This is a genomic window from Rhizobium sp. J15, assembly GCF_002531825.1.
Taxonomy (GTDB): Bacteria; Pseudomonadota; Alphaproteobacteria; order Rhizobiales; family Rhizobiaceae; genus Rhizobium.
In genome coordinates this window covers 37,106-57,270 of sequence record NZ_NWSX01000010.1, presented here as the reverse complement: position 1 = coordinate 57,270, position 20,165 = coordinate 37,106, and the positions used below count along the sequence as shown (strand labels likewise).

The following is a 20,165-nucleotide window of genomic DNA, read 5'->3' as shown; positions in this document are numbered from 1 at the left end:
AGAAATGTTTCGAAAGGACCGGCGCAGCTGAATTGCCGCGCCGGTCCCGGTTTCATCAGTTCTTCGAGGGAATGCGGGCGACCATGCGCAGCGAGGTGGTCAATTCCTCCATCTGCAGCCAGGGACGCATCCAGGCGACGGCGTTGTAGGCGCCCGGCCTGCCGGGTATTTCCTGCACGGTGACCTTGGCCTCGCGCAGCGGATATTTGGCGCGCGATTCTTCGCCGGCCTCGTCATTGGCGTTGACGTAGTTGGAGATCCAGCGGTTGAGCCAGGCCTCGCAATCCTCCGCCTCCATGAAGGAGCCGATCTTATCGCGGCCCATGACCTTGAGGTAATGGGCAAAGCGCGAAGTCGCCATCATGTAGGGCAGGCGGGCCGAAACGGCCGCATTGGCATTGGCCTCGGGGCGGTCGTAGAGCTTCGGCTTGTGCGCCGTCTGGGCGCCGAAGAACACGGCATAGTCCGTATTCTTGTAGTGGCAGAGCGGCAGGAAGCCGAGCTTGCCGAGTTCGGCGTCGCGGCGGTCGGTGATGCCGACTTCCGTCGGGCATTTCAGGTCGAGATCGCCGTCGTCGCTGGAGAAGATGTGCATCGGCAGGCCTTCGACCTTGCCGCCGTTCTCGGCGCCGCGAATGGCCGTGCACCAGCCGTTCTTGGCAAAGGCTTCGGTCAGGCGCGTGCCCATCACATAGGCCGCATTCATCCAGCAATAGGAGCCGTGCGGCAGTTCGCCGGTCTTGGAGCCGCCGGTCTCGTCGAAGTTGAATTCCTCGATCGGGCTGGTCTTCGGGCCGTAGGGCATGCGGGCGAGCACGCGCGGCATGGCGAGTGTCACGAAGCGCGAATCGTCGCTCTCGCGCAGGCTGCGCCACTTGGCATACTCCACCGTCTCGAAGATCTTTTCGAGATCGCGCGGTTTTGCCAGCTCGCGGAAATCCTCGAAGCCGAACATGCGGGGGCTTGCGGCCGAGATGAACGGCGCGAAGGCGGCGGCGGCGATCATCGAGACGCCCTGGAGCAGCTGCACGTCGTCGAAGGAATTGTCGAATTCGTAATCGCCGATCAGCGCGCCCATCGGCTCGCCGCCCGGCGTGCCGAACTCGTCTTCATAGACCGATTTGAACAGACGGGACTGGTCGAACTCGACGGCCTTGGCGAGATCCTTGGCGATATCCCGCTTGGATGCGTTGAGCACGCGGATCTTCAGATTGGCGCTCGTCTCGGTGTTCTTGATGAGATAGTGCAGGCCGCGCCAGGCGCCTTCGAGCTTGGTGAACTCGGGCGACTGCATGATCGCGGCGAGCTGGCCTGATATCGCCTTGTCGATCTCGGCGATGGCGTTGTTCAAGGTGATCGTCAGGTTGCGATCATAGGTAACGGTGCCCTTGAGGGCCTGGTCGGTCAGCGTGCGCAGGAGGTCCTGGGCACGGTCGGGCTCGGTCTGGCGGGTTGCGGCCACGACCTTCGAAAGCAGGTCCTGATCAGGCGCGAACCCTGCTTCTTCCCTTGTCTGCAATTGCGTTTCAGCGGTCATCTATACGATCCTTTTTGCGAAAGCGGCGGTCCTTGAGGGATGAGGCTTCCCTTCCAAGGGGCCGCTGCCGGACAACGACTCTTCAGGCATTCCACGGGCGGCCACGATCGCTCGCGGCCTCCGCCGCTCAGTTCACCACGTCCTTCGGCTCGTCGGCCTTGCCGCCGCCAAGCTGGGCGATCAGCTGCGAGAGGTCGGCCTTGTTCTGCAGAATGTCTTCGAGCAGCCGCTCGAGTTCCTCGGAGCGGTCCGCCTTGCTCATCAGGTCGCGCAGCTGGTTGCGCGCATTGAGCAGGGCCTTCAGCGCCGGCACCTGATCGACGATCGCGCCGGGTTCGAAATCGGCCATGCTTTCGAATTTCAGCGAAACCGGAAGCTCCGTCCCGTTTTTCTCGAGCGTGTTCTCGACGGAGATCGTCAGGCCCGGCGTCATCCGGCGCATGACGTCGTCGAAATTGTCGCGATCGACCTGCACGAACTTGCGTTCGCCGAAAGGCTTCAGCGGCTGCGTGGGATTGCCGGAAAAGTCGCCGAGCACGCCGACGACGAAGGGCAGTTCCTTCACCACCATCGCGCCTTCGGTTTCCACTTCGTATTTGATGTGGACCCTGGGCTTGCGAACCCGTTCCAGTTTCTCATGCACACTTGCCATCGAGATTCTCCTTCGTCTCATCGGCGGATTGCGAATAGGGATGCTGCAGATTGCTGCCGGTCGGCCGGCCGCGCGCCGTCAGCCTCCCCTGTCGGATACGGGCTGTATGCCGGCTGCCGTCAGCACGGCATTGCGTGCGTGCTGTTCGGGCAGAAGCTCGGCAAGAAGCTCGGAAAAATCCATGCGGCCGCGGCGCACCAGCGTCTCGATCGACATGGAAATGGGTGAATGGGGCTCGGTGCGGCGGAAATAGCGGGCAACGGCGGCCAGAAGCTCGAAGGCTTCTTCCCGCGAGCGAATCGCCTCGGCGCTGACGGGCCGCGGCCGAATGGCCTCCGCCTCGCCGCCGGCGGCGGCCTGCGGGGGCTCGAAACCATGCGCGGCAGGGGCTTCGGACGCCGCGACGGGGTCTTCTATACCGGCGAGTACGCGGATTGCAGCGGCGGCCTCTTGCAAAACATTGCGTGTATTCGAACTCGGCGGCGCCTGGTCACCGCAGTGCTCGTCAAGTATTTCGACCATGCGGTCGAAAGCGGCGATGCACTCGGTGAGTACGCCGAGATAGGCTGACATTTGAGCGACACCGGCTTCCGCCGCCGCCTGCTGCAATTCCTTGCGCCGCTCGATTTCGTTCGGCCGCTGCGAAAGCTGGAAATCCCACAGCGAAAACTGAGCGAACTTTCCGTCCGGGATCAACGATGTCAAACGAATAGCCTGGATCAGCGTTCCCTCGCCGCCCACGCCGTTGAGGCCCGCGAAAGGCGCAAACCGCTCCTCGAAGTCGCCATCCCCGATCGAATGCAGGGCATCGAAATACTTGTCCAAAAGCGACACGGTTGCAACATAGACGTCACGCAATCCTGAGAAGCCGCGCAGCCGCAACTGGGCTTCGGCAAGCCAGGCCAATACTTCGATGTCCTTGCTCCGGGAAGAAAGGATTTGCAATCCAAGATTGCTAACATCGTGCCAGGCAGGTGCAAGCGTAATAACTTCACCCGGAGAAATACTACGTTCGGCTGTACGAGCGGCGTTTCTCGCGTCCTTAATTCTGTAGTATATTTCGCGATGCATAGTATTGTTTCGCACGTTTTCTCCACACGGGCGATCTTGTTCAAGTGAATTTATAATTTCGTGGACGTTCACGCTGTTAAATACCTCAAAAATCAGAGCATACTGCGGAGAGCTGGCATTTTGGGCGGCCTGTATTGGCTTGTCAACCATTTCAGAACGATGACGGATTTATGACGACTTTCTTTATGCTCATTTTTTTAAATAGAGTCGTTTTTGTTCTGGACAAGGGTTTATGAGCGCCCTAGTTGTTGCTTCGCATCACGAGAGCGCGCCGAATTTCGACGTATAAACAGGACTTGCGGATGTCTCATATCGATCTCAATCGTCTCATAAGAACGCTTGAGCCCAATCTACGTGTCGGTCTTGAGACAGCGGCTTCGCTTGCCGTGCGTCATCAGCACGCCATGGTGGACATCGCCCACTGGCTTCGCTCCCTTCTTGATATTGCGGGCTTTTCCGCCGTATTCGAAGAGCTCGCGGTTTCTTCCGAAGCGCTGAGAGGCGAGCTCGACGCCGCTATCGCCGACGTCCCCCGGGAAGCCGGCGCAGCACTCGCGCTCTCGCCCAACCTGCTTTCCCTCGGCCGGGAGTCCTGGCTGGTTGCATCGCTGCAATGCGGGCGCGATGTCGTGCTTCTTGCCGATCTGCTTGCCGCGCTGACGAGCGATTCGGCGCTGCGCGCCGTTATCCGCGGCATTGCCCCGTCCCTGCGCAATCTCGACAGGGCGGCGCTCGAGAGGTTGCTGGAGAAGGCGGCGCCCAGCGCGTCGGAACAGCTTTCCGTGCCGGCGACCTCATCCGGGGACAACGAGTTCCTGCGCCTCTACACCCACGACATGACGGCGGATGCCCGCGGGGGCCGTATCGATCCGGTTATCGGGCGCGATCGCGAGCTGCGGCAGCTGATCGACATTCTGACGCGCCGGCGGCAGAACAACCCGATCCTCGTCGGCGAGGCGGGCGTCGGCAAGACTGCGGTGGCGGAAGCGCTGGCGCTGGAGATCGCCGCCGGCAACGTGCCGGATCGGCTAAAAGATGTGAAACTGCTGCTCCTGGATCTGAGCCTGCTGCAGGCCGGCGCCGGCGTCAAAGGCGAATTCGAGCGGCGGCTGCATGGCGTGGTCGACGCGGTGAAGACCTCGCCGCAGCCGATCATCCTGTTCATCGACGAGGCCCACGGGCTGATCGGCGCCGGTGGGCAGGCGGGCCAGGGCGATGCCGCCAACATCCTGAAGCCCGCTTTGGCGCGCGGCGAGCTGCGCACGATCGCGGCGACGACCTGGGGCGAATACAAGCGCTTCATCGAGAAGGACGCGGCCCTGACCCGCCGCTTCCAGACCGTGCATGTGCGCGAGCCCGACGAGGAATCGGCGATCCGCATGCTGCGCGGTGTGGCCGAAAGCCTGAAGGCCCATCACAAGGTCCGCATCCGTGACGAGGCGATCGTTGCCGCCGTCCGGCTTTCGGCGCGCTATCTGCCGGACCGGCAGCTGCCCGACAAGGCGATCAGCCTTATCGACACGTCCGCAGCGGCCGTCGCGCTTGCGCGCCAGACGATGCCGGAGGCGCTGAAATCGCTTTCCGAGGAGCGCGATCTTCTGGAAGCCGAATCAAGCTGGCTGGCGCGCGAACCGGAGACGCCGGAAAAGCTCGCCCGGCTTGAAGACATCGCCGTCAAACAGCAGGAAATTCTCGCGGAAATCGAGGCGCTCCGGTCGAAATTCGACGAGGAGAACCGGCTCGTCCGCGAGGCCGACCGGCTGGAAGAATTCTTCTCTCCCGACGATGCCGTCACTCCGCTGGCGCCGGCCGACAATGCCGGCGATGGCACGAATGTCGCGCCATTCCCGCCCCAGGCCATGACGGCGGAGAGCGCGCGGGCAGCCCTTGCCGCGACCGAACGCAGCCTGGCGGCGGTGACGGACCGCACACCGCTGCTGCCGCGCGTCGTCGACAAGGAAGTCGTCGCCGCCGTGGTCGCCCGCTGGACCGGAATTCCGCTCGGCAAGCTGCTCGCCGACCAGATCGAGACCGTCAAGACGCTCGATGCCCGCCTGAAGGAAAGGGTACTGGGACAGGATGCGGCGATCGAGCGGATCGCCTCGGCCATGCGCGCGGCACGCGCCGGGCTCTCCGATCCCCGCCGCCCGCCGGCCGTCTTCCTGCTCGTCGGCATGTCCGGCACCGGCAAGACCGAAACCGCGCTGTCGCTCGCCGACATGCTCTATGGCGGCAGCCGTTATCTCACCACCATCAACATGTCAGAGTTCAAGGAGGAGCATAAGATTTCCATGCTCCTCGGCTCGCCGCCCGGTTATGTCGGCTATGGCGAAGGCGGCGTGCTGACGGAAGCGGTCAGGCGCCGGCCCTATGGCGTGCTGCTGCTCGACGAGATCGACAAGGCGCATCCCGGCGTTCAGGAAATCTTCTACCAGGTGTTCGACAAGGGAACGCTGCGCGACGGCGAAGGCCGCGACATCGATTTCAAGAACACCACTATCGTCATGACCGCCAATACCGGCTCGGAGATGATCGCCGCACTTTCGGCCGATCCCGAAACGATGCCGGAGGCGGAAGCGCTGGAAGCGATGCTGCTGCCGGAACTGCAGAAGCATTTCAAGCCAGCCTTCCTCGGCCGTACCACCGTGCTGCCCTTCATGCCGCTTGGGTCCGAGACGCTGTCCGGCATCGTCGACATCCAGATCGGCCGCATCCGCGAGCGGGTCGGGACGACCTACGGGACGACGCTTTCGCTCTCGCCGCAGGCGCGCGAGGCGCTGATTTCCCGCGCCCGCACCAGCGAGATGGGCGCCCGCGCCATCGAGGTGATGATCGCGCGCGACCTGCTGCCCGTTCTTTCGACGTTTTTCCTCGATGCGGTCGCGCAGCAGAAGAAGATTACGGGGATCACCATCGGTTACGACGGCCATCAATTCGGCCTCGATGCCGAAGAGGCCGCCCCACAGGAATTCGGCACGCCGGGGGAAAGCCGGTTGTCGGATGAAGTAACCCCGGGCCGCAAACGCACCCGGGGAGCAGCGAAAAGAAAGGCAACTACGCCTTAGACGCAACTAGGCACTCAACCGCCAACAGGAGAGCTGACAGAATGCCGATTTATCTTCAAATCGACGGTATCCAGGGTGATGCGACTCACGAGCAGCATCGCAAGTGGATGGACATCGAAGCCATTCACTGGAACGTTTCCCGCAACATGAACACCTCCGCTGGTTCGGCCGCGAACCGCGAAGCTTCCGAGCCGACCGTTTCGGAAGTGATCCTCACCAAGGTCAGCGACTCCTCGTCGACCAAGCTCTTCCAGGAGGCCTGCTCGGGCCGCACCGGCAAGCGCTCCGTCATCCATCTCGTCACCACGGGCAATCCCGGCGACACCTATATCGAATATTCGCTCGAGAACACGCTGATTGCCAGCTACTCGATCGATTCCAACGGTGACCGCCCGGTCGAGACGATCAAGCTGAACTTCACCAAGATGGAAGTGAAGTACACGCCTTACGACGACAAGCACTCGCCGCAGTCGCCGATGATCGCCTCCTACGATCTCGCCACCACCAAGGCCGCTTAAAGCCTCTCGCCATCGGCAGTGCCGGCCTTGCCGCCGGCACTGCAACTCCATGTTTCCGGCTGCCTTCCCCGCCCTCGGGGAAGGCGCTGAAACATGCTGTTTCCGCAGATGAGTTGAGAGACATCCTCGCGCTTTGACAATGGAGATGATCGTGTCGGCTGCAACTGAGCGTTTGAACGATATTCTGGTAGAACTGCCCAAGTACAAGTCCCAATGGGAGACGAACGTTTCCAGCCCCTATGTCAGGGCCTACGATCTCGCCATCGACAATTTTCAGAAAACCACAAAGGCCCAGGAAGCCCGCGACCGGATGCTGGCCGAGCTCTTCGTGTTTTCCGCTTCGATCCTGACGGGCAGCATCATGATGGCGGCCTTCGCGACGACCTCGGTGCGCGTGCTGGCCGGCCGCGCCGCGCTGAGCGTGATCTGCAACAACAACCTCAACCGCACCTTCAACGTCATGCACGCCGCCGCCAACAGCAAGGTGGTGATGTTTGCGCTCGGCGGCGTCCTCGACGAAGCCAAGAAGCTCGCCAACAAGCAGGTGACCAGCGCAGCGGAAAAACTGACGAGCAGCGCGCCGGTCGCCTCCGCGCCGACTGCCCTGAATTTCAAGACGCGGATCGACGATTTCATCGCCATCAACCACGTCTGCGTGCATGAATTCATCAGGGGCGTGCAGCATGACAACACGATCAGCGAAGCTGGCAAATCCAGGCTTGCCGATCTGGTCGGCCAGACGCCGTTCTGCAATCCGCCCGAAAGCAGGCGCGTGGACGAAAACCGCCTCTCCCAGAAGATGGAGCTGCTGTTCTACATGAGCGCGGTTCTGGATTCCGACAAGCTCGTGACCTATGCGCCTTCCACCGGCGGCACCGTTGGCGGCATCGGCCGCGACGTCGAATACAGCAAGAAGGCCATCCCGCAGCTGCCTTCGGCGGCCGATTATCCGAAATCCATTTCGCCGCGCCTGACGGGCCGGCCCTTCCAGCCCTACGATCCCGGTCAGCGTGTGGAATACGACAATATCGGATCGGTCGTGCGCGAACGCATCAACACGCTCAGCCGTCTCACCGGCAATTCTTCCTTCTATCCGGAGCAGAATTTTGCCGAAAAGCTGTTCATGGACCCCACAAGCAGCGCCCAGATGGTGAAGGCGGAGCAGATCATCAACCGGCTTTCCGCCGATGCGCGGCCGAAGCAGCTCACCGATGTCAGGATGATCTAAGGCGGTGCCGATGCTGTTGACCGGTGTTCTCAAGCAGGGATTGATGGGGCGCATGCGCTGGCCGCTGGTTGTGGCCGCTTTCGCGGGTGTCATGGTCGCGAGCGCTGCCGCCATGGTCGGCGCATCCGGTTCCACCGATCACTCCCTGCTTGAGATCGAAGCGGTGTCCTCGCGCCTTTCCGCCACGCCGGGCGCCGTCGAAAGCGTCGCCAAGGCGGCCGCCGACCGGAGCGTTCCCACATCCGATGCGCAGCCGCTGCTCGAGACCGCTGCGCGGTCTTCCTTCGACACCGACGGCATGTTTGCCGAAATTTCGAAAGCCGTCGCTGCGGCTGGCGACGATGCCGCAGATCCCAAGGCTTTCGCCAAAGCGGCCGCGGCATGGCAAGAGGGGCAGGCAAAGGTCGCGCGCATGTATCAGGCGCAGGATCAGGCAGCCGCGAAGGAGATCGAAACACGCCTTGCCGACCCCGACAAAGGCCCCGCTATCAAAGCGCTTGCCGATCTGATGGCTGGCCCGGATCTTGCCGTGGAAAGCGCGGTCACCTCGCAGGCCATGTATCTGTCGCTGGAGGCCCTTTCCAGCGCCGATGCCGCAAAACTGACGTCGGTTCCGCAGGACAAGCTGCAATCCGAGATGAAGGGCGTGATCGCGTCGCTGCGTGCGAGAAGCGAAAACGAAAAGCCGCTTCCCAAGGACATGGCGCGGGCGGACGAAAAGGCGCGGCTGACCTTCGTGCTGGCCACCCTGCCGCCGGAAGACCTGTCGGTGCTGACGGATTTCTATGAGAGCCCGGGCGGAAAGGCCAAGCGCGACGCGCTCGTCGAAAGTTACAGGCGGGTGTCCGACCAGGCCAATGGCGAGATGCTGGGGCAATATTTCCAGGCGCTGGCGGATTATCTGAAGACCCATCCCCGGCCGCAACAGCAGTAATTCGGCTTTCCAAGACGGAACGTGACGTTATGGACGATTTGCAATCCCTCGCCGCCGATTTCATCCAGGCGAACCGTATTCTGAAGATCGTCTCGCCGCTCGGCGAGGACCAGATTCTGCCGGAGCGGGTGACGATCGAAGAAGGCATTTCTTCGCTCTTCGAAATCAAGGTTTCGGCGCGCGCCAAGAAGCCGTCCGTCAAACCGGAGGAACTGATCGGCCGGCTGATGGACGTCTCCGTGGAGGTGCAGCAGGGCGATGGCGAAGGCGGCGTGCGCCGGCCGTTCAACGGCCTGGTGACCGAGCTCAACGAGGGGCCGCCGATCACCCGCGGCCTGCGCTCCTATTCCATGGTGCTGAGGCCGCAAATGTGGCTCTTGTCGCGCCGTTCCGACTGCCGCATCTGGATGGACAAGACCTCCGTCGACATCGTCGAGACGCTGTTTTCCGAGCACGGCATTCCGGCGCCCGATACGTCGGGCGTAATCACGCCACCGCCGCCGCAGCATTATTCGGTGCAGTGGAACGAGACGGACCTTGCCTATCTCACCCGCCGCTTCGAGGAAGACGGCCTGTTTTACTGGTTCTCGCACGAGGACGGCAAACACAAGCTGCATGTGGCCGACAGCGCCCAATCCTGGCTCGGCCCGTCGCCCTCGGCGCAGGGCGAGGCGCGGGTCCGCCTGGCGCAGGGTTCCGCCGATCGCAACCACATCACCGAGTGGAGCCGGCGCTATTCCTATGTGCCGGGGCAGCGCGCCGGCGCCGACTGGAATTTCGAAACCCCGCGCATGGTGCCCGGCACCATGACGCCGTCGCTCGTGCAGATGCCGGAAGCGACCAAGCGCGAACTCTACGAATATCCGGCGCGCATTTCCTCCGTCGCCGAGGCGGAGCGGGCCGAAAAACTCAGGATGCAGGCCTCCGAAGCCGATCACGACCGGGTCTTCGGCGATTCCACATCCCGCATACTGGAGGCAGGGCGCCGCTTCACGCCTTATGAAGTCGCCCATCCCGATCACGTGTATGACGAGCATGTGGTGGTGAAGGCGACCCATACCGTCGTCGACCGCTCCTACGAGACCAACAGCAACGAGCCGGAATATACCAACACCTTCGAGGCGGTGCCGTCGCGGGTGCCGATGACGCCGCATCGTGAGACGAAGCGGCCGCGCATCGAAGGCACGCAGGTGGCGATCGTCGCCGGTCCCGCCGGCGAGGAGATCCACCCCGACCAGTACGGCCGCATCAAGCTGTGGTTCCCCTGGGACCGCAAGGCCAAGAAGGACGGTTCCGACACCTGCTGGGTGCGCGTCAGCCAGGTCTGGGGCGGCGGCACCTGGGGCGCACAGGTCATTCCGCGCATCGGCATGGAGGTGATGGTCGCCTTCGTCGACGGCGATCCCGACCGGCCGCTGGTGACAGGCGTGGTGCCCAATCCCTCCAACACGGTTCCATACGATCTGCCGGCCAACAAGACCCGCATGGTCATGCGCTCCAACACGCACAAGGGCACCGGCTTCAACGAAATGACCTTCGAGGACGAGGCCGGCCAGGAGAACATGTTCTTCCACGCTCAGAAGGACCAGACGACGCGCGTGCTGAACGACCGCACCAAACGCGTCGACCGCCACGAGGTCTCGGCCATCGGCGGCAACCGCGCGGTGGAAGTGAGCGGCAATCAGAAGCACGAGATCGGCGGTTCGGTGAACACGGTCGTCGGCGGGACGGGGCCGATGGCGATGGCGTTGATGGGGGCGGTCAGCGGGCTCTCCGGACATACTGCGGGGCTCCTGGCGCAGGCCGGGCAAATTGCAGGCGGCGGCGGGGCCGGACTTGCGGCCTTCGCCGGCACCGTTGCGTCTTCGGCGCTCGGCTTTCTCGGCGCCGGCGGACTGGGCAGCCGCGAGGGCGTGGTGTCAGGACCGTCGCCAAGAGCAGATGCGGGCACGGCGCTCGCCGGCTCCGGCACGGGCGTCGGCGATGCGGCTTCGGGCCTTTTCCCGATGCCAGGCATCATGAACACGATCGTCGGCGCCTTCAAATCCGACACGATCGGCATAGCGCGGGCCGAGCAGATCGGCATGAGCAAGGTCACCAATGTCGGCCAGACCTCGCTGGAGAGCGTCGGCAAGTTCAAGAAGATCGCGGTCGGCGAGGAATTCGTCATCGAATGCGGCGATTCCAAATTCATCATGAAAGCCAATGGCGAAGTGATCATCCTCGGCAAGACCTTCAACTTCGTTGCGACCGAACACTACCAGATGCGCGGCAAGCCGATCGACCTGAACTGAGGAGGACATCCGCTTGGAACTGGTCAATCGGCTTCCTTTCCCAGCCATGGCTTTCCGGCAGTTCGATGCGAACGGAGATCTGGATTGCGTCGTGTCGGTTCGTGGAACGTTTGTTCATCGTCAGGGCGAGGCTCTCGCTATCGCTGCGAAACAGGAAGATTTCCAATGGGAGGACGCCTATGACGGCGATCCCCATGCCGGCCCTCTGTTGCGCCAAACCGATCTCACGCCAGAGAAGACCGGGACCGACATCACCTTCCTCGGCAATGCTTATGCGCCGGACGACGCACCGGCGCTTTCATGGCAGGTCGGCCTGCGCGTCGGAAAGTTGTCCAAAAAGCTTGAGGTCCATGGCACGCGTTTTTGGCGCCCTGTTATCAAGGGAAAATGGGCCGGCTTTTCGGCAACGGAAGCAAAGCGCGTGCTGGCGGACTGGCAACTGAGTGAAGCCGAGCCGGTATCCCAGGTGCCGATGTGCTGGAGCAAGGCCTATGGCGGTCGAATTCCCGGCACCGGCGAACCGGAGACCGAAACGCCGGCCGATGTCGAAGCCCGCAATCCCCTCGGTTGCGGCATCGTCAATCTCGATATGCCTCCAGATCACGCGCCTGTCGCCGCGCCGCAAATAACCTTGCCTGGCGAAAAGCTGAACTGGCGGGAGTCGGTCGAGCCGCAGGGGTTGGGTCTCGTGTCCCCATGGTGGCGGTCCCGCCAGCAACATGCCGGCACCTATGACGATGTCTGGCTCAACGAGCGTCATCCCCTTCTGCCGAAGGATTTCGATCCGCGTTTTTGGCAAAGCGCTCACCCGGATCTCGTTGCCGTTCCGCATCTGGCCGGTGACGAGGATTATCAGTTGGATGATCTGCACCCGCGCTTTGCGCGCGCCGCAGGACGGCTGCCGGGAATAACGCTGGGGGTACGATGTGTCCGCCGTGATCGCGACGAATGGCACGTGCTGTCGCTCGACGGCGTGCATTTCGACTGGCGAGACGACGAGCGAGTGATGCTGACCTGGCGAGCCCGCTTTTCGCTTGCGGAGGCTCTCGGAACCGAGCTGACGCTGACGCGGGTACGGCTCAACGTCGAGGCCGATGCTCCTGGCGGGGTAGCGGCATGAGCATCCCGCGCGACAACTATGTCGGCGAGCCCGATTATCCAAGCCCCTGGACGACGAAACAACCGCGAGAGGGATTGCGCGACTTGGACGAGGCGCGGGTCGTTTCGCTGTCGCCGGATGTCTGCCTGACTCCGGTAGGCTCGTCCGCCGTCCCCATCCCGTACCCGATCGTCGACTATTGCGGGCACGACAAAGATTATACGCCATCCGTCCGCTTCACCGGCAAGAAGGCGATGGTCATGCGCTCCTGCACGACCCACGTCCACGGTGACGCCCCGGGAACAAAAAAGGGTTTCAAATCCGGCACCGTTGAGAATATTTGCGAGCCGATTGGTCATGCCGAGCAGGTACGCGCCGAAGGCTCACACGTTATCCGTCATCTCGACCGCTTTTGGATGAACAATCGGAATACACAGGGTGAAGCGATCTTCGTGCGCGGGACACAGACATACGCTCCGCCGGAAGACGATGATCCGGTTCGGGGATCGCTGCGCTCGAATGGTGCCAGTTCAGACGAAGGCCGTGTGATAAGCGATGCCTCGCCCGAGCCGCTGATCATGGGTGCGCAATATGCTCAGGCGGCACCGGCAACGGTGCCTCAAACGGTCCCTGTGCCGGTACGACCTGCCCCGGTGCCGCGACCCCCGGGGCAGGTCATCCGGCCGAATGTTCCCCAGTGGAATAGGCCTCCGCCCCGGCCATCGATCAAAGTTGGCAAATGGGTCGGGAGGCTCGGCCGATTTGGTAGGGCAATGACTGGTATCGGAGCGTTTATCGAGGGCATGTGGCCAACCTCGACGGCAATGCCGTGGTACGATGAGATGCCGCAAGATGATTTCGAACGTGTGCTCTTCCGGAAATCACGGGAACTCCAGGAGCAGGGCGTCGACGTTGATGATATTCAGAAGTGGTTCCAATCAGAGCGGGCAGAGAATGCCCGCCGCCGGAGGCAGCAGCAAGTAGAGGAAAGGCAGCAACCCCAACCATTACCACAGACAGAGGGTGCGCGCATTGACGAGGAAGGCTCCCAACGCCGATGCATCGTTGGTTCCTATGAGGAGATCGAGCCGATATGCCGGGGCAATGCTCACCATATTGTTCCTGACATGGCTTATCGGCTGGGGCGGCGACCTGCTAAATCCGAATATAATTCAACAGAGAATCGTATCCCGAACGCGCCGACACTTAACCAAGGGATGTCGATTTGTCTGCTAAGCCGGCAGCATGGGAGCGATAGCGAAGGATTGCACGGCGTGCTCCGGCAACGGTTGTTGGACCTCGCAAGCCCCGTATCGGGCACCGCGCCTATGGGAGCAATATTGGCTGAAAGTATCAAGGTTATTGAAGACATCCCGGATTTGCCCGAAGAATGCAAAGCATTAGCTGCCGCCATGGCAACAGGCCAGGTGGCATCAAAAACAGGATTTGCAGCTCCTGGGCGAACGAAAGAACGACCACTTCCGTCCGGCGATGCCGAAACTGTTCTTAGAAGGGGACATTATTGATGATAGGCAGTGACTGGAAGGCGACAATTCAAGCCGCCGCGGCATTTGACGCGGACCGCTTCACAATATGTGTTGGTGAGCTGGAATATGACGATCCATTTACTGCGATCATTTCCTATGATGGAAGGTTTTCTCAGCCGTGGAGCAGAACGGATGTCGAGCGTGAGATCGTCGATATCGGCTATATGGAAGTCGAAGCTCTGGATGGCTCGATACCTGTAGCGCTCAGCAACGAGGGCGACGTCTATGTCCTGAAAGACGAACAGGTGGAGCGATCGAAGATTCCCGGAGCGGGAGTTCTCAGTGACGACGCCGAGGGTTTTGGGGCAGTCCACGCGTTGGTTATCGATGGACATAATCAATATGTCGTCGGGGATAGCCGCCAACTCTATCGCAGAGAGAGTCTAGGAGCGTGGCAACGGCTTTCCGCGGATCGATTCCGGGAGGACGGTTATGAGGCCGAACATTTCGGAAAGGCGCTTGCCTTGAACGGTTCGCTCGTCATCGAAAGTTTTCAAAGACCTTATTCTGCGCCGAACGCTACGCAACTTGATCCCAAGAGCTGGGAAAATGTCAGCCCGGAGCAGTTCTTAAAGATGATGAAGGAGCAACGGTCGGAGCGCAGTACGAAGCCACGCGTGCAACGGGCTTACCGTTATCTGGATGGTGAGCTCTCACGATTGTCAGTCCCTGAAGATTGCGTGATCAAGGGGCTATATCGCGATCCGGAGCAACGCATCTGGCTTTTGGGCGTGGCAGGTTTGATACTGAAGGGAACCATAGAAGGGGGATTTGAGAAAGTGGGGTTTCGCGGGGATACGGAAACGTTATTCGACGCCGCATGGTATCGTTCCGAGCTGTTGATAGCGACAGACGATGGTCTTCGGCGGTTTGATGGTCACAAGCTCAGCATCGTGAAACCAAAACTAAATTCGGCAGCCATAAACCGTAACGTTCCCGCCCCCCTAAAAATCCAAGCTTTCGACAACACGCTGATCTATTTTGACCGAAAGCATGGAGTGAGCAGATGGGACGGGCAATTCTGGAACTGGTATCGGATCCCACCGTCACTTTTGCAACGTGAGTTCAAAGGCTTGCCTGCCAAGCAATAGGGCGAAGGCACTCATTTCCACACAAGGTGCTTTCCGAAAACGTAGGACGTGGCTGAAAAATCAAACTACAATATCTTCGAGATCAAGTGGTTCGACGAGTTCCTCTCGGCTTACAAGATCGACAACATCACCCGCCCGAGCGGAGCTGAGATAGAGGCCTACCGCGGCAAGTTGCCGGATTTTCTTCTCCGTTTCTGGGCAGATCATGGCTGGTGCAGCTGGTCCAACGGTCAGTATTGGCTTTGCGATCCATCCTTGCCCAAGCCGGTGCTGGACTATGTCTTTCGCGGCGATCCGGAGCTCGATCCCGAAAAGATGTATGCCTTCGGCTACACCGCCTTTGGGGAAATCGATATCTGGTATGGCGACGCCATGATCAGGCTGCACCTCCTGATGAACAAGGTTAGTGTTGATCCTCGCGAGTATGATGAGGAAAACCAGCGTGAATGGACCGACGAAGTTATGCTGGGGCTGTGTTTTTCAGGGCGTTTCTCATCGGCCACGCCACCATGGGAGGATGAAAACCGGAAAAACATGATGCCTCGAGCTTTGGAAACTCTGGGGCCTCTCACATGGGGAGAAATTTACGGCTTTGCGCCTGCGCTTAATCTGGGCGGCCGCAATATTCTGAAGAATCTTCAGAAGATGCCATTGGTCGAGCATCTGGTCTTTTTGGCTTCAATGGAACCGCCAACCTATTACGACTATGCACCGCCCGCTGAAGGAGAAGGCGGTTTTGGTACAGTGACGCCGCGCCGAACGATCGGGCCACAGAGCCGATGAGGTCGCGGCTGGTAGATTCCGACGAGGCAGAGAGTATTGGTTCATTTTCCGATCACGGTTTGAGATGCGAATTACCGCAGTGGAGTTTCTTGAGGCACGAGGCAAGCCGCGCGAGGCACGAAGAATTTCCGAGGTCGAAGCGGACAGTGCCGTCGGGCGCGTTCCAGAGGACCTGATAGAGTTCTGGGTGCAACATGGCGTGGGGTACTATGCAAACAGGAATTATTGGCTGTGCACGCCTGCACTTTTTGATGGCTTCTTCCCCCAGATGCTCGCCAATGTGCCGGAATTGAATGCTGATGAACTTTCCGCCTTCGGATATTCGAGCCTCGGAACCGTCAATCTTTGGCATAGAGCAGGACGACATTTCACTTTCTCGCTCGATGTCGCGCTGCTGATGGATTTGACGAGCAGAAGCCGCACCGATCCCCCGCCCTATGATCTGGAGGAGATCTATCGCGCGGCCGGTGTGGACATGCCCCACAACGCGGTCGAGCTGTTTCTGGAGGCAAGGTCTACGCCGGAGGACGTCTGGAACATATTGCTGGGGGCAACGAGCGCAGATTCGCACAAGGCGATTTATGACGGCAGCGGTAAAGCCCTCACACCGCAGCTCCGTCGGAGCCTGGGTGAGCTTTCGCAGAACGAGATCTATTTCCGAGACAGGAATGCGGCACGAAATACGGCTGATCATTACCAGAAGCTGAAAATTTCCGAGGCCGTCTCGCGCGTGCCCGATGAGATTTATTATTCATTCGCAGTTGAAGTCGGAGGACAGCAACAAATTGTATCTCAAACGATCCCCGCGGGTGCCGTCCGGTAGTTTGTGCCGACTTGCGGTTGCTGCAGCATCGCAGACGTGCGTTCCCCTTCCGGAGCACGTGAAACATCGCTGACGTCGACGCAGGTTCAAGTCGAAGCGGCACTTCATGCTCGCCCGAGTGAGGGACGGGCATGAGCATCCCACGCGATAATTACGTCGGTGAACCAGATTATCCAAGCCCCTGGACGACAGGGCAACCGCATGAGGACGAGGATGCAACAGGACTTTGCCGAGATCCTATCGAAAGCAGGCCAGCCCTCTGACGTCACGCCAATGCCCCACGATGTCATCGAAGCCTATCGCGGACGTGTGCCCGGCGGACTTCTGGAGTTCTGGGCCGAGGTCGGGTGGTGCTCTTTCCAGGATGGATATTTCTGGGTCTCGGACCCGCGGGCTTTCGATGGGCTACTCAAGGACGTCTTCCAGAATGACCCGGAATACGCACCAGCCGATTTCGTTATCTTCAAATACGATGCTTTTGGAAAACTGTATGGCTGGCGTAATGACACAAAGATCATCACGCTTGATATCGCCGCCTACAATCCGGTGTTCAGCTCTCAACAGGGTGAACAGCGACCCGATACCGGTGAACGTTGGACGGATGATTGCTATGTCGCCAACTCGATCAGTCTTGCAAAAGAGGAACGGACGTACTTTGCCGAACAGGACCTGAACGATTTCGAATGGGCATTGACTGCTCTCGGACCCCTGAAGCCCGGAGAAATCTACGGCTATTCGCCCGCATTTGCCCTCGGCGGACAAGGAACTCCTGAAACAATCGTGAAAACGCCGATCATCGAGCATCTTCTGATGCTGAACCAATTTGTCCGTATAGGGATGGAACGTTACATCCTCGATACAAACGATCCAAATAATCCTTACGGGCGGCTCGAACGCGTGCGCGAGATTGGATCGCCGAGATAACTGAGGGGGTAGAAGCGATGGCCGACCTTTTCATCACCTATCAAAATGCTTTGAGGAAATTTGGTGAGCCGCAGGACGGATTTCGGTTGCCGTTCGCCACCCTGGATTCTTTCCGTAGCCACATTCCGGATAGTTTTCTTGACTTCATGAGCCTTCATTCCGCTGGAAAGTGGCTCGAGGGCTATTTCCAGTTCTGCAATCCGGATGAATATAAATCCGTGCTGGCACTGGTTCTCGATGGTGATCGCGATCTGAAGCCGGAACGAACGCACGCGCTCGGTTTCTCGGCTTTCGGGGAATTGGTTGCCTGGAACGAGGACTATAAAGTTGTTGAAATCAACATGCTTTATGGAAGGGTGCATTGCCCTGAACTGTTTTCACCTGAGCCCGATATGGATCCCAAAATCACGTTGGGCATCGTGATCGGCAGTGTAGATGCAGAGTCATACGACACGCCGGACGAGCGGGGAAAGCCGATGTTCAAGCGGCTGCTGCTCGCGCATGGCGAACTGAACGTGGGGCAAATCTACGCGCCCAAACTTCATCCGGCCCTTGGCGGGCCGATCACCGTCGACAATCTCCGCCCGGCAGCTGCGCTCGCGGCCATGACGATTGCGGCTCAAGCGACTTGCTTCACCCTTTATAATTCCGCCACAGCTAGTGTCGCGGCGGTCCGCGAAGTTGGCGCAGAATGACGAACGAACAAATTTCAGGTACTTGATCATGACAACCGCCGACGCAAACCTCCTGCGCACATTCATCGCTGACGAGAACCAGGCCTTTGCCGAGCGGCGTCAGGGGAAGTTCTGGCCGGCAAATCATCATCGGATCGGGCCGCTGGCGGCCAAAGCGTCCGGGTTGCTCGATGCGGGTGAGCAGGTCGATTTCTATTTCCATTTCATGCGCGTCGCCGGCGGTCTGCCTTTGGTCGGCGAGAAGGAGATGCCGCTCTTGATCGAGGCCTACAGGCGCATGCTGCCGTTTCTCGATCTTGGCGGTGTTATCCAGATGTCGCGGCGGCATAAGCTGCTGTTCGTCTTCGGTTTCGACGATACGGGTGCGCTGCCGAGCGGCGAGACGGTGTCGGCCAAGGCGCTGAAGGCGCGGCTCAAACTCATCACGCAGGTCGGCGTTTACACGACGCTGCCCGCCCAGCGCGACAAGAAGGCGAAGTTTGCTCCATTTGCCGACGAGGCGGCACGTATCCTCGAGGTTTTCAGGCATCTCGGCTACCGCCACGACAGGCGCTACGGCGAAGATAGCTACAACGTCACCAATCTCCGCTTCTGGGGCATGGTGTTCATCTGCCTGCTCAACAAGGCGACCCGCGCCCATCTGCTCGCGGATATGCTGGAGGGCGAATATGTCCTCATGCGGCGCGTCGAGCAGCTGGCGATACTGCACCGCTATGTCGAAGCGGTCCTGCCGGATATCGAGGCCGACGAAGAGCGGTTCCGCTCGCTGGCGCAGCAGCTCAGGGAGATCGAGCTTGCGCGCCGCAACGCCACGGAGACCGTCGCGCTGGCGCAGCGGCTGGGCCTGCCGTTTGAGGACGACGAGGACTGGGAAATTCATGTCGCCATCCCGCTGCGCGGCACAGCGGATCATCCGTTGATTGCCAGGAATGTCGCACGGTTGCAGATCCGGCCGAACCCGGACTGGGAATGGGAGCTGACCGCGCGGCTGGCCGAACGCGGGGAGTTTTCGGAAAGCGAAAAGAAGAGCTACCGGAACGAGCTCGGTTTTCCCGTTCTCGGGCGCGGAAACCTTCATGCCTTTCCGGCATGGCTGAGAAAGCTGCGTGAGGAAAACGGCCTGGATTTCGACACCGGCGCCGCCGATATTCGCGTCGGCCGCAAGCGGGCGGCGGCCAAGCTTCTCGCCCAATGGCTTGAGAGCTGAACGCCGCCGCGCATCTTGAACAGTCTTCGGCTGACGGCGTAGCCGGCGCGCTTAGCTCTCGAAGCGGGCGAGCATCGTCCTTAGCTGAAGATTTTCGGCGTGGAGCTGTTCGGCCCGCAGCCTTTTGAGGCGCTTGTTTTCCGCTTCGAGGAAGGCGATATCCTGTTTGGAACCCGGAGCGTCTTCCGCTTCAAAATGCGGACGCGGGTTCGCCTCGGCGATCACAGCGAGTGCGACCGGGGCGGCCGGCTTGGTCTTCGAATATTTACGCGGCGCGCGCTTCGCCGCCGCCGCAGGCTGCAATGCCGGCTGGCCCTCCTGCGCCGGCACGATGGCTTCGGCAATCGGGATGGCGGCCTGCTGTTGCGCCGTTTCTGGTGGCGCCGCTCCCGCGGCCTTCGCATCGATCTGGCCGATAGGATGTTGGTTCAGCGGCTCGGGCAAGGTGTCGCGACTTTCGGCGGCCGATTCGGCCGCGTTGAACGGATGCGGTGACTGGTCCTGCACTTCGCGGGCCAGGGCCTTGAAATCCGTGTCGCCCCAGATCGAGGTCGTCCGCGCCTTTGGTTGTCGCCGTCCCGACTTGAATTCGACGACGAATTTCCGCTGCGGCGTTTTCATCTATTCTCGACCTCAAGAAAGCTGTCAAAGCCCGCCATCGGCGGCGCTGGGTTTCTACCGGCCGGGGAATATATTG

17 protein-coding genes are annotated in these 20,165 nt (G+C 60.6%); 13 read left to right on the top strand and 4 right to left on the bottom strand.

What is annotated here, in order from left to right:
• Nucleotides 1-55: 55 nt before the first annotated feature.
• The 3 genes from tssC to tssA form a co-directional block, all read right to left on the bottom strand.
• Nucleotides 56-1,537 carry a type VI secretion system contractile sheath large subunit gene (tssC, locus tag CO670_RS11565; protein WP_097590365.1) on the bottom strand — a complete coding sequence of 494 codons (1,482 nt, stop codon included), beginning with the start codon at nt 1,535-1,537 and terminating at the stop codon, nt 56-58.
• Between the two features lie 127 nt (nt 1,538-1,664).
• Complete coding sequence (gene tssB, locus CO670_RS11560) at nt 1,665-2,189, bottom strand: type VI secretion system contractile sheath small subunit (protein ID WP_097590364.1); 525 nt, start codon at nt 2,187-2,189, stop codon at nt 1,665-1,667.
• A gap of 78 nt (nt 2,190-2,267) precedes the next feature.
• Nucleotides 2,268-3,332, bottom strand: a complete 1,065-nt coding sequence (gene tssA, locus CO670_RS11555; protein WP_245425797.1) for a type VI secretion system protein TssA — start codon at nt 3,330-3,332, stop codon at nt 2,268-2,270.
• A gap of 230 nt (nt 3,333-3,562) precedes the next feature.
• Here tssA and tssH point away from each other — a divergent pair, with 230 nt between their 5' ends.
• The 13 genes from tssH to CO670_RS11490 all read left to right on the top strand — a co-directional run bounded on the left by tssH (nt 3,563) and on the right by CO670_RS11490 (nt 19,468).
• The gene (tssH, locus tag CO670_RS11550) at nt 3,563-6,325 is read left to right on the top strand and encodes a type VI secretion system ATPase TssH (RefSeq protein ID WP_097590362.1); all 2,763 of its coding nucleotides are present in this window, start codon (nt 3,563-3,565) and stop codon (nt 6,323-6,325) included.
• A 41-nt stretch (nt 6,326-6,366) separates the two neighbouring features.
• A complete protein-coding gene (locus CO670_RS11545; protein WP_009990920.1) occupies nt 6,367-6,843 on the top strand; it encodes a type VI secretion system tube protein Hcp in 477 nt (158 codons plus the stop codon).
• Nucleotides 6,844-6,994: 151 nt separating this feature from the next.
• Nucleotides 6,995-8,071 carry a hypothetical protein gene (locus CO670_RS11540; RefSeq protein ID WP_097590459.1) on the top strand — a complete coding sequence of 359 codons (1,077 nt, stop codon included), beginning with the start codon at nt 6,995-6,997 and terminating at the stop codon, nt 8,069-8,071.
• 10 nt (nt 8,072-8,081) lie between these two features.
• Nucleotides 8,082-9,005 (top strand): hypothetical protein, encoded by a 924-nt coding sequence (locus tag CO670_RS11535; RefSeq protein WP_245425795.1) that lies wholly within the window; start codon nt 8,082-8,084, stop codon nt 9,003-9,005.
• A 29-nt stretch (nt 9,006-9,034) separates the two neighbouring features.
• Nucleotides 9,035-11,299, top strand: a complete 2,265-nt coding sequence (gene tssI, locus CO670_RS11530) for a type VI secretion system tip protein TssI/VgrG (RefSeq protein WP_097590361.1) — start codon at nt 9,035-9,037, stop codon at nt 11,297-11,299.
• A gap of 13 nt (nt 11,300-11,312) precedes the next feature.
• On the top strand, nt 11,313-12,419 hold the full coding sequence (locus tag CO670_RS11525; protein WP_097590360.1) for a DUF2169 domain-containing protein: 1,107 nt from the start codon (nt 11,313-11,315) through the stop codon (nt 12,417-12,419).
• Nucleotides 12,416-13,924 carry a DUF4150 domain-containing protein gene (locus tag CO670_RS11520; protein ID WP_097590359.1) on the top strand — a complete coding sequence of 503 codons (1,509 nt, stop codon included), beginning with the start codon at nt 12,416-12,418 and terminating at the stop codon, nt 13,922-13,924. Before CO670_RS11525 ends, CO670_RS11520 begins: the two co-directional genes overlap by 4 nt.
• A complete protein-coding gene (locus tag CO670_RS11515) occupies nt 13,924-15,036 on the top strand; it encodes a hypothetical protein (protein ID WP_097590358.1) in 1,113 nt (370 codons plus the stop codon). Before CO670_RS11520 ends, CO670_RS11515 begins: the two co-directional genes overlap by 1 nt.
• A 48-nt stretch (nt 15,037-15,084) precedes the next feature.
• Nucleotides 15,085-15,819, top strand: a complete 735-nt coding sequence (locus tag CO670_RS11510; RefSeq protein ID WP_097590357.1) for a GAD-like domain-containing protein — start codon at nt 15,085-15,087, stop codon at nt 15,817-15,819.
• Between the two features lie 79 nt (nt 15,820-15,898).
• On the top strand, nt 15,899-16,642 hold the full coding sequence (locus CO670_RS11505) for a GAD-like domain-containing protein (protein ID WP_176538922.1): 744 nt from the start codon (nt 15,899-15,901) through the stop codon (nt 16,640-16,642).
• A 213-nt stretch (nt 16,643-16,855) separates the two neighbouring features.
• A complete protein-coding gene (locus tag CO670_RS11500) occupies nt 16,856-17,566 on the top strand; it encodes a GAD-like domain-containing protein (RefSeq protein ID WP_176538921.1) in 711 nt (236 codons plus the stop codon).
• 17 nt (nt 17,567-17,583) lie between these two features.
• Entirely contained in the window at nt 17,584-18,261 is a 678-nt protein-coding gene (locus tag CO670_RS11495; protein ID WP_097590354.1) for a GAD-like domain-containing protein, read from the top strand.
• A gap of 28 nt (nt 18,262-18,289) precedes the next feature.
• Entirely contained in the window at nt 18,290-19,468 is a 1,179-nt protein-coding gene (locus CO670_RS11490; protein WP_097590457.1) for a hypothetical protein, read from the top strand.
• A 51-nt stretch (nt 19,469-19,519) separates the two neighbouring features.
• On the opposite strand, the gene CO670_RS11485 is transcribed toward CO670_RS11490, so the two are convergent.
• Nucleotides 19,520-20,089 (bottom strand): hypothetical protein, encoded by a 570-nt coding sequence (locus CO670_RS11485; RefSeq protein WP_097590353.1) that lies wholly within the window; start codon nt 20,087-20,089, stop codon nt 19,520-19,522.
• Between the last annotated feature and the right edge of the window lie 76 nt (nt 20,090-20,165).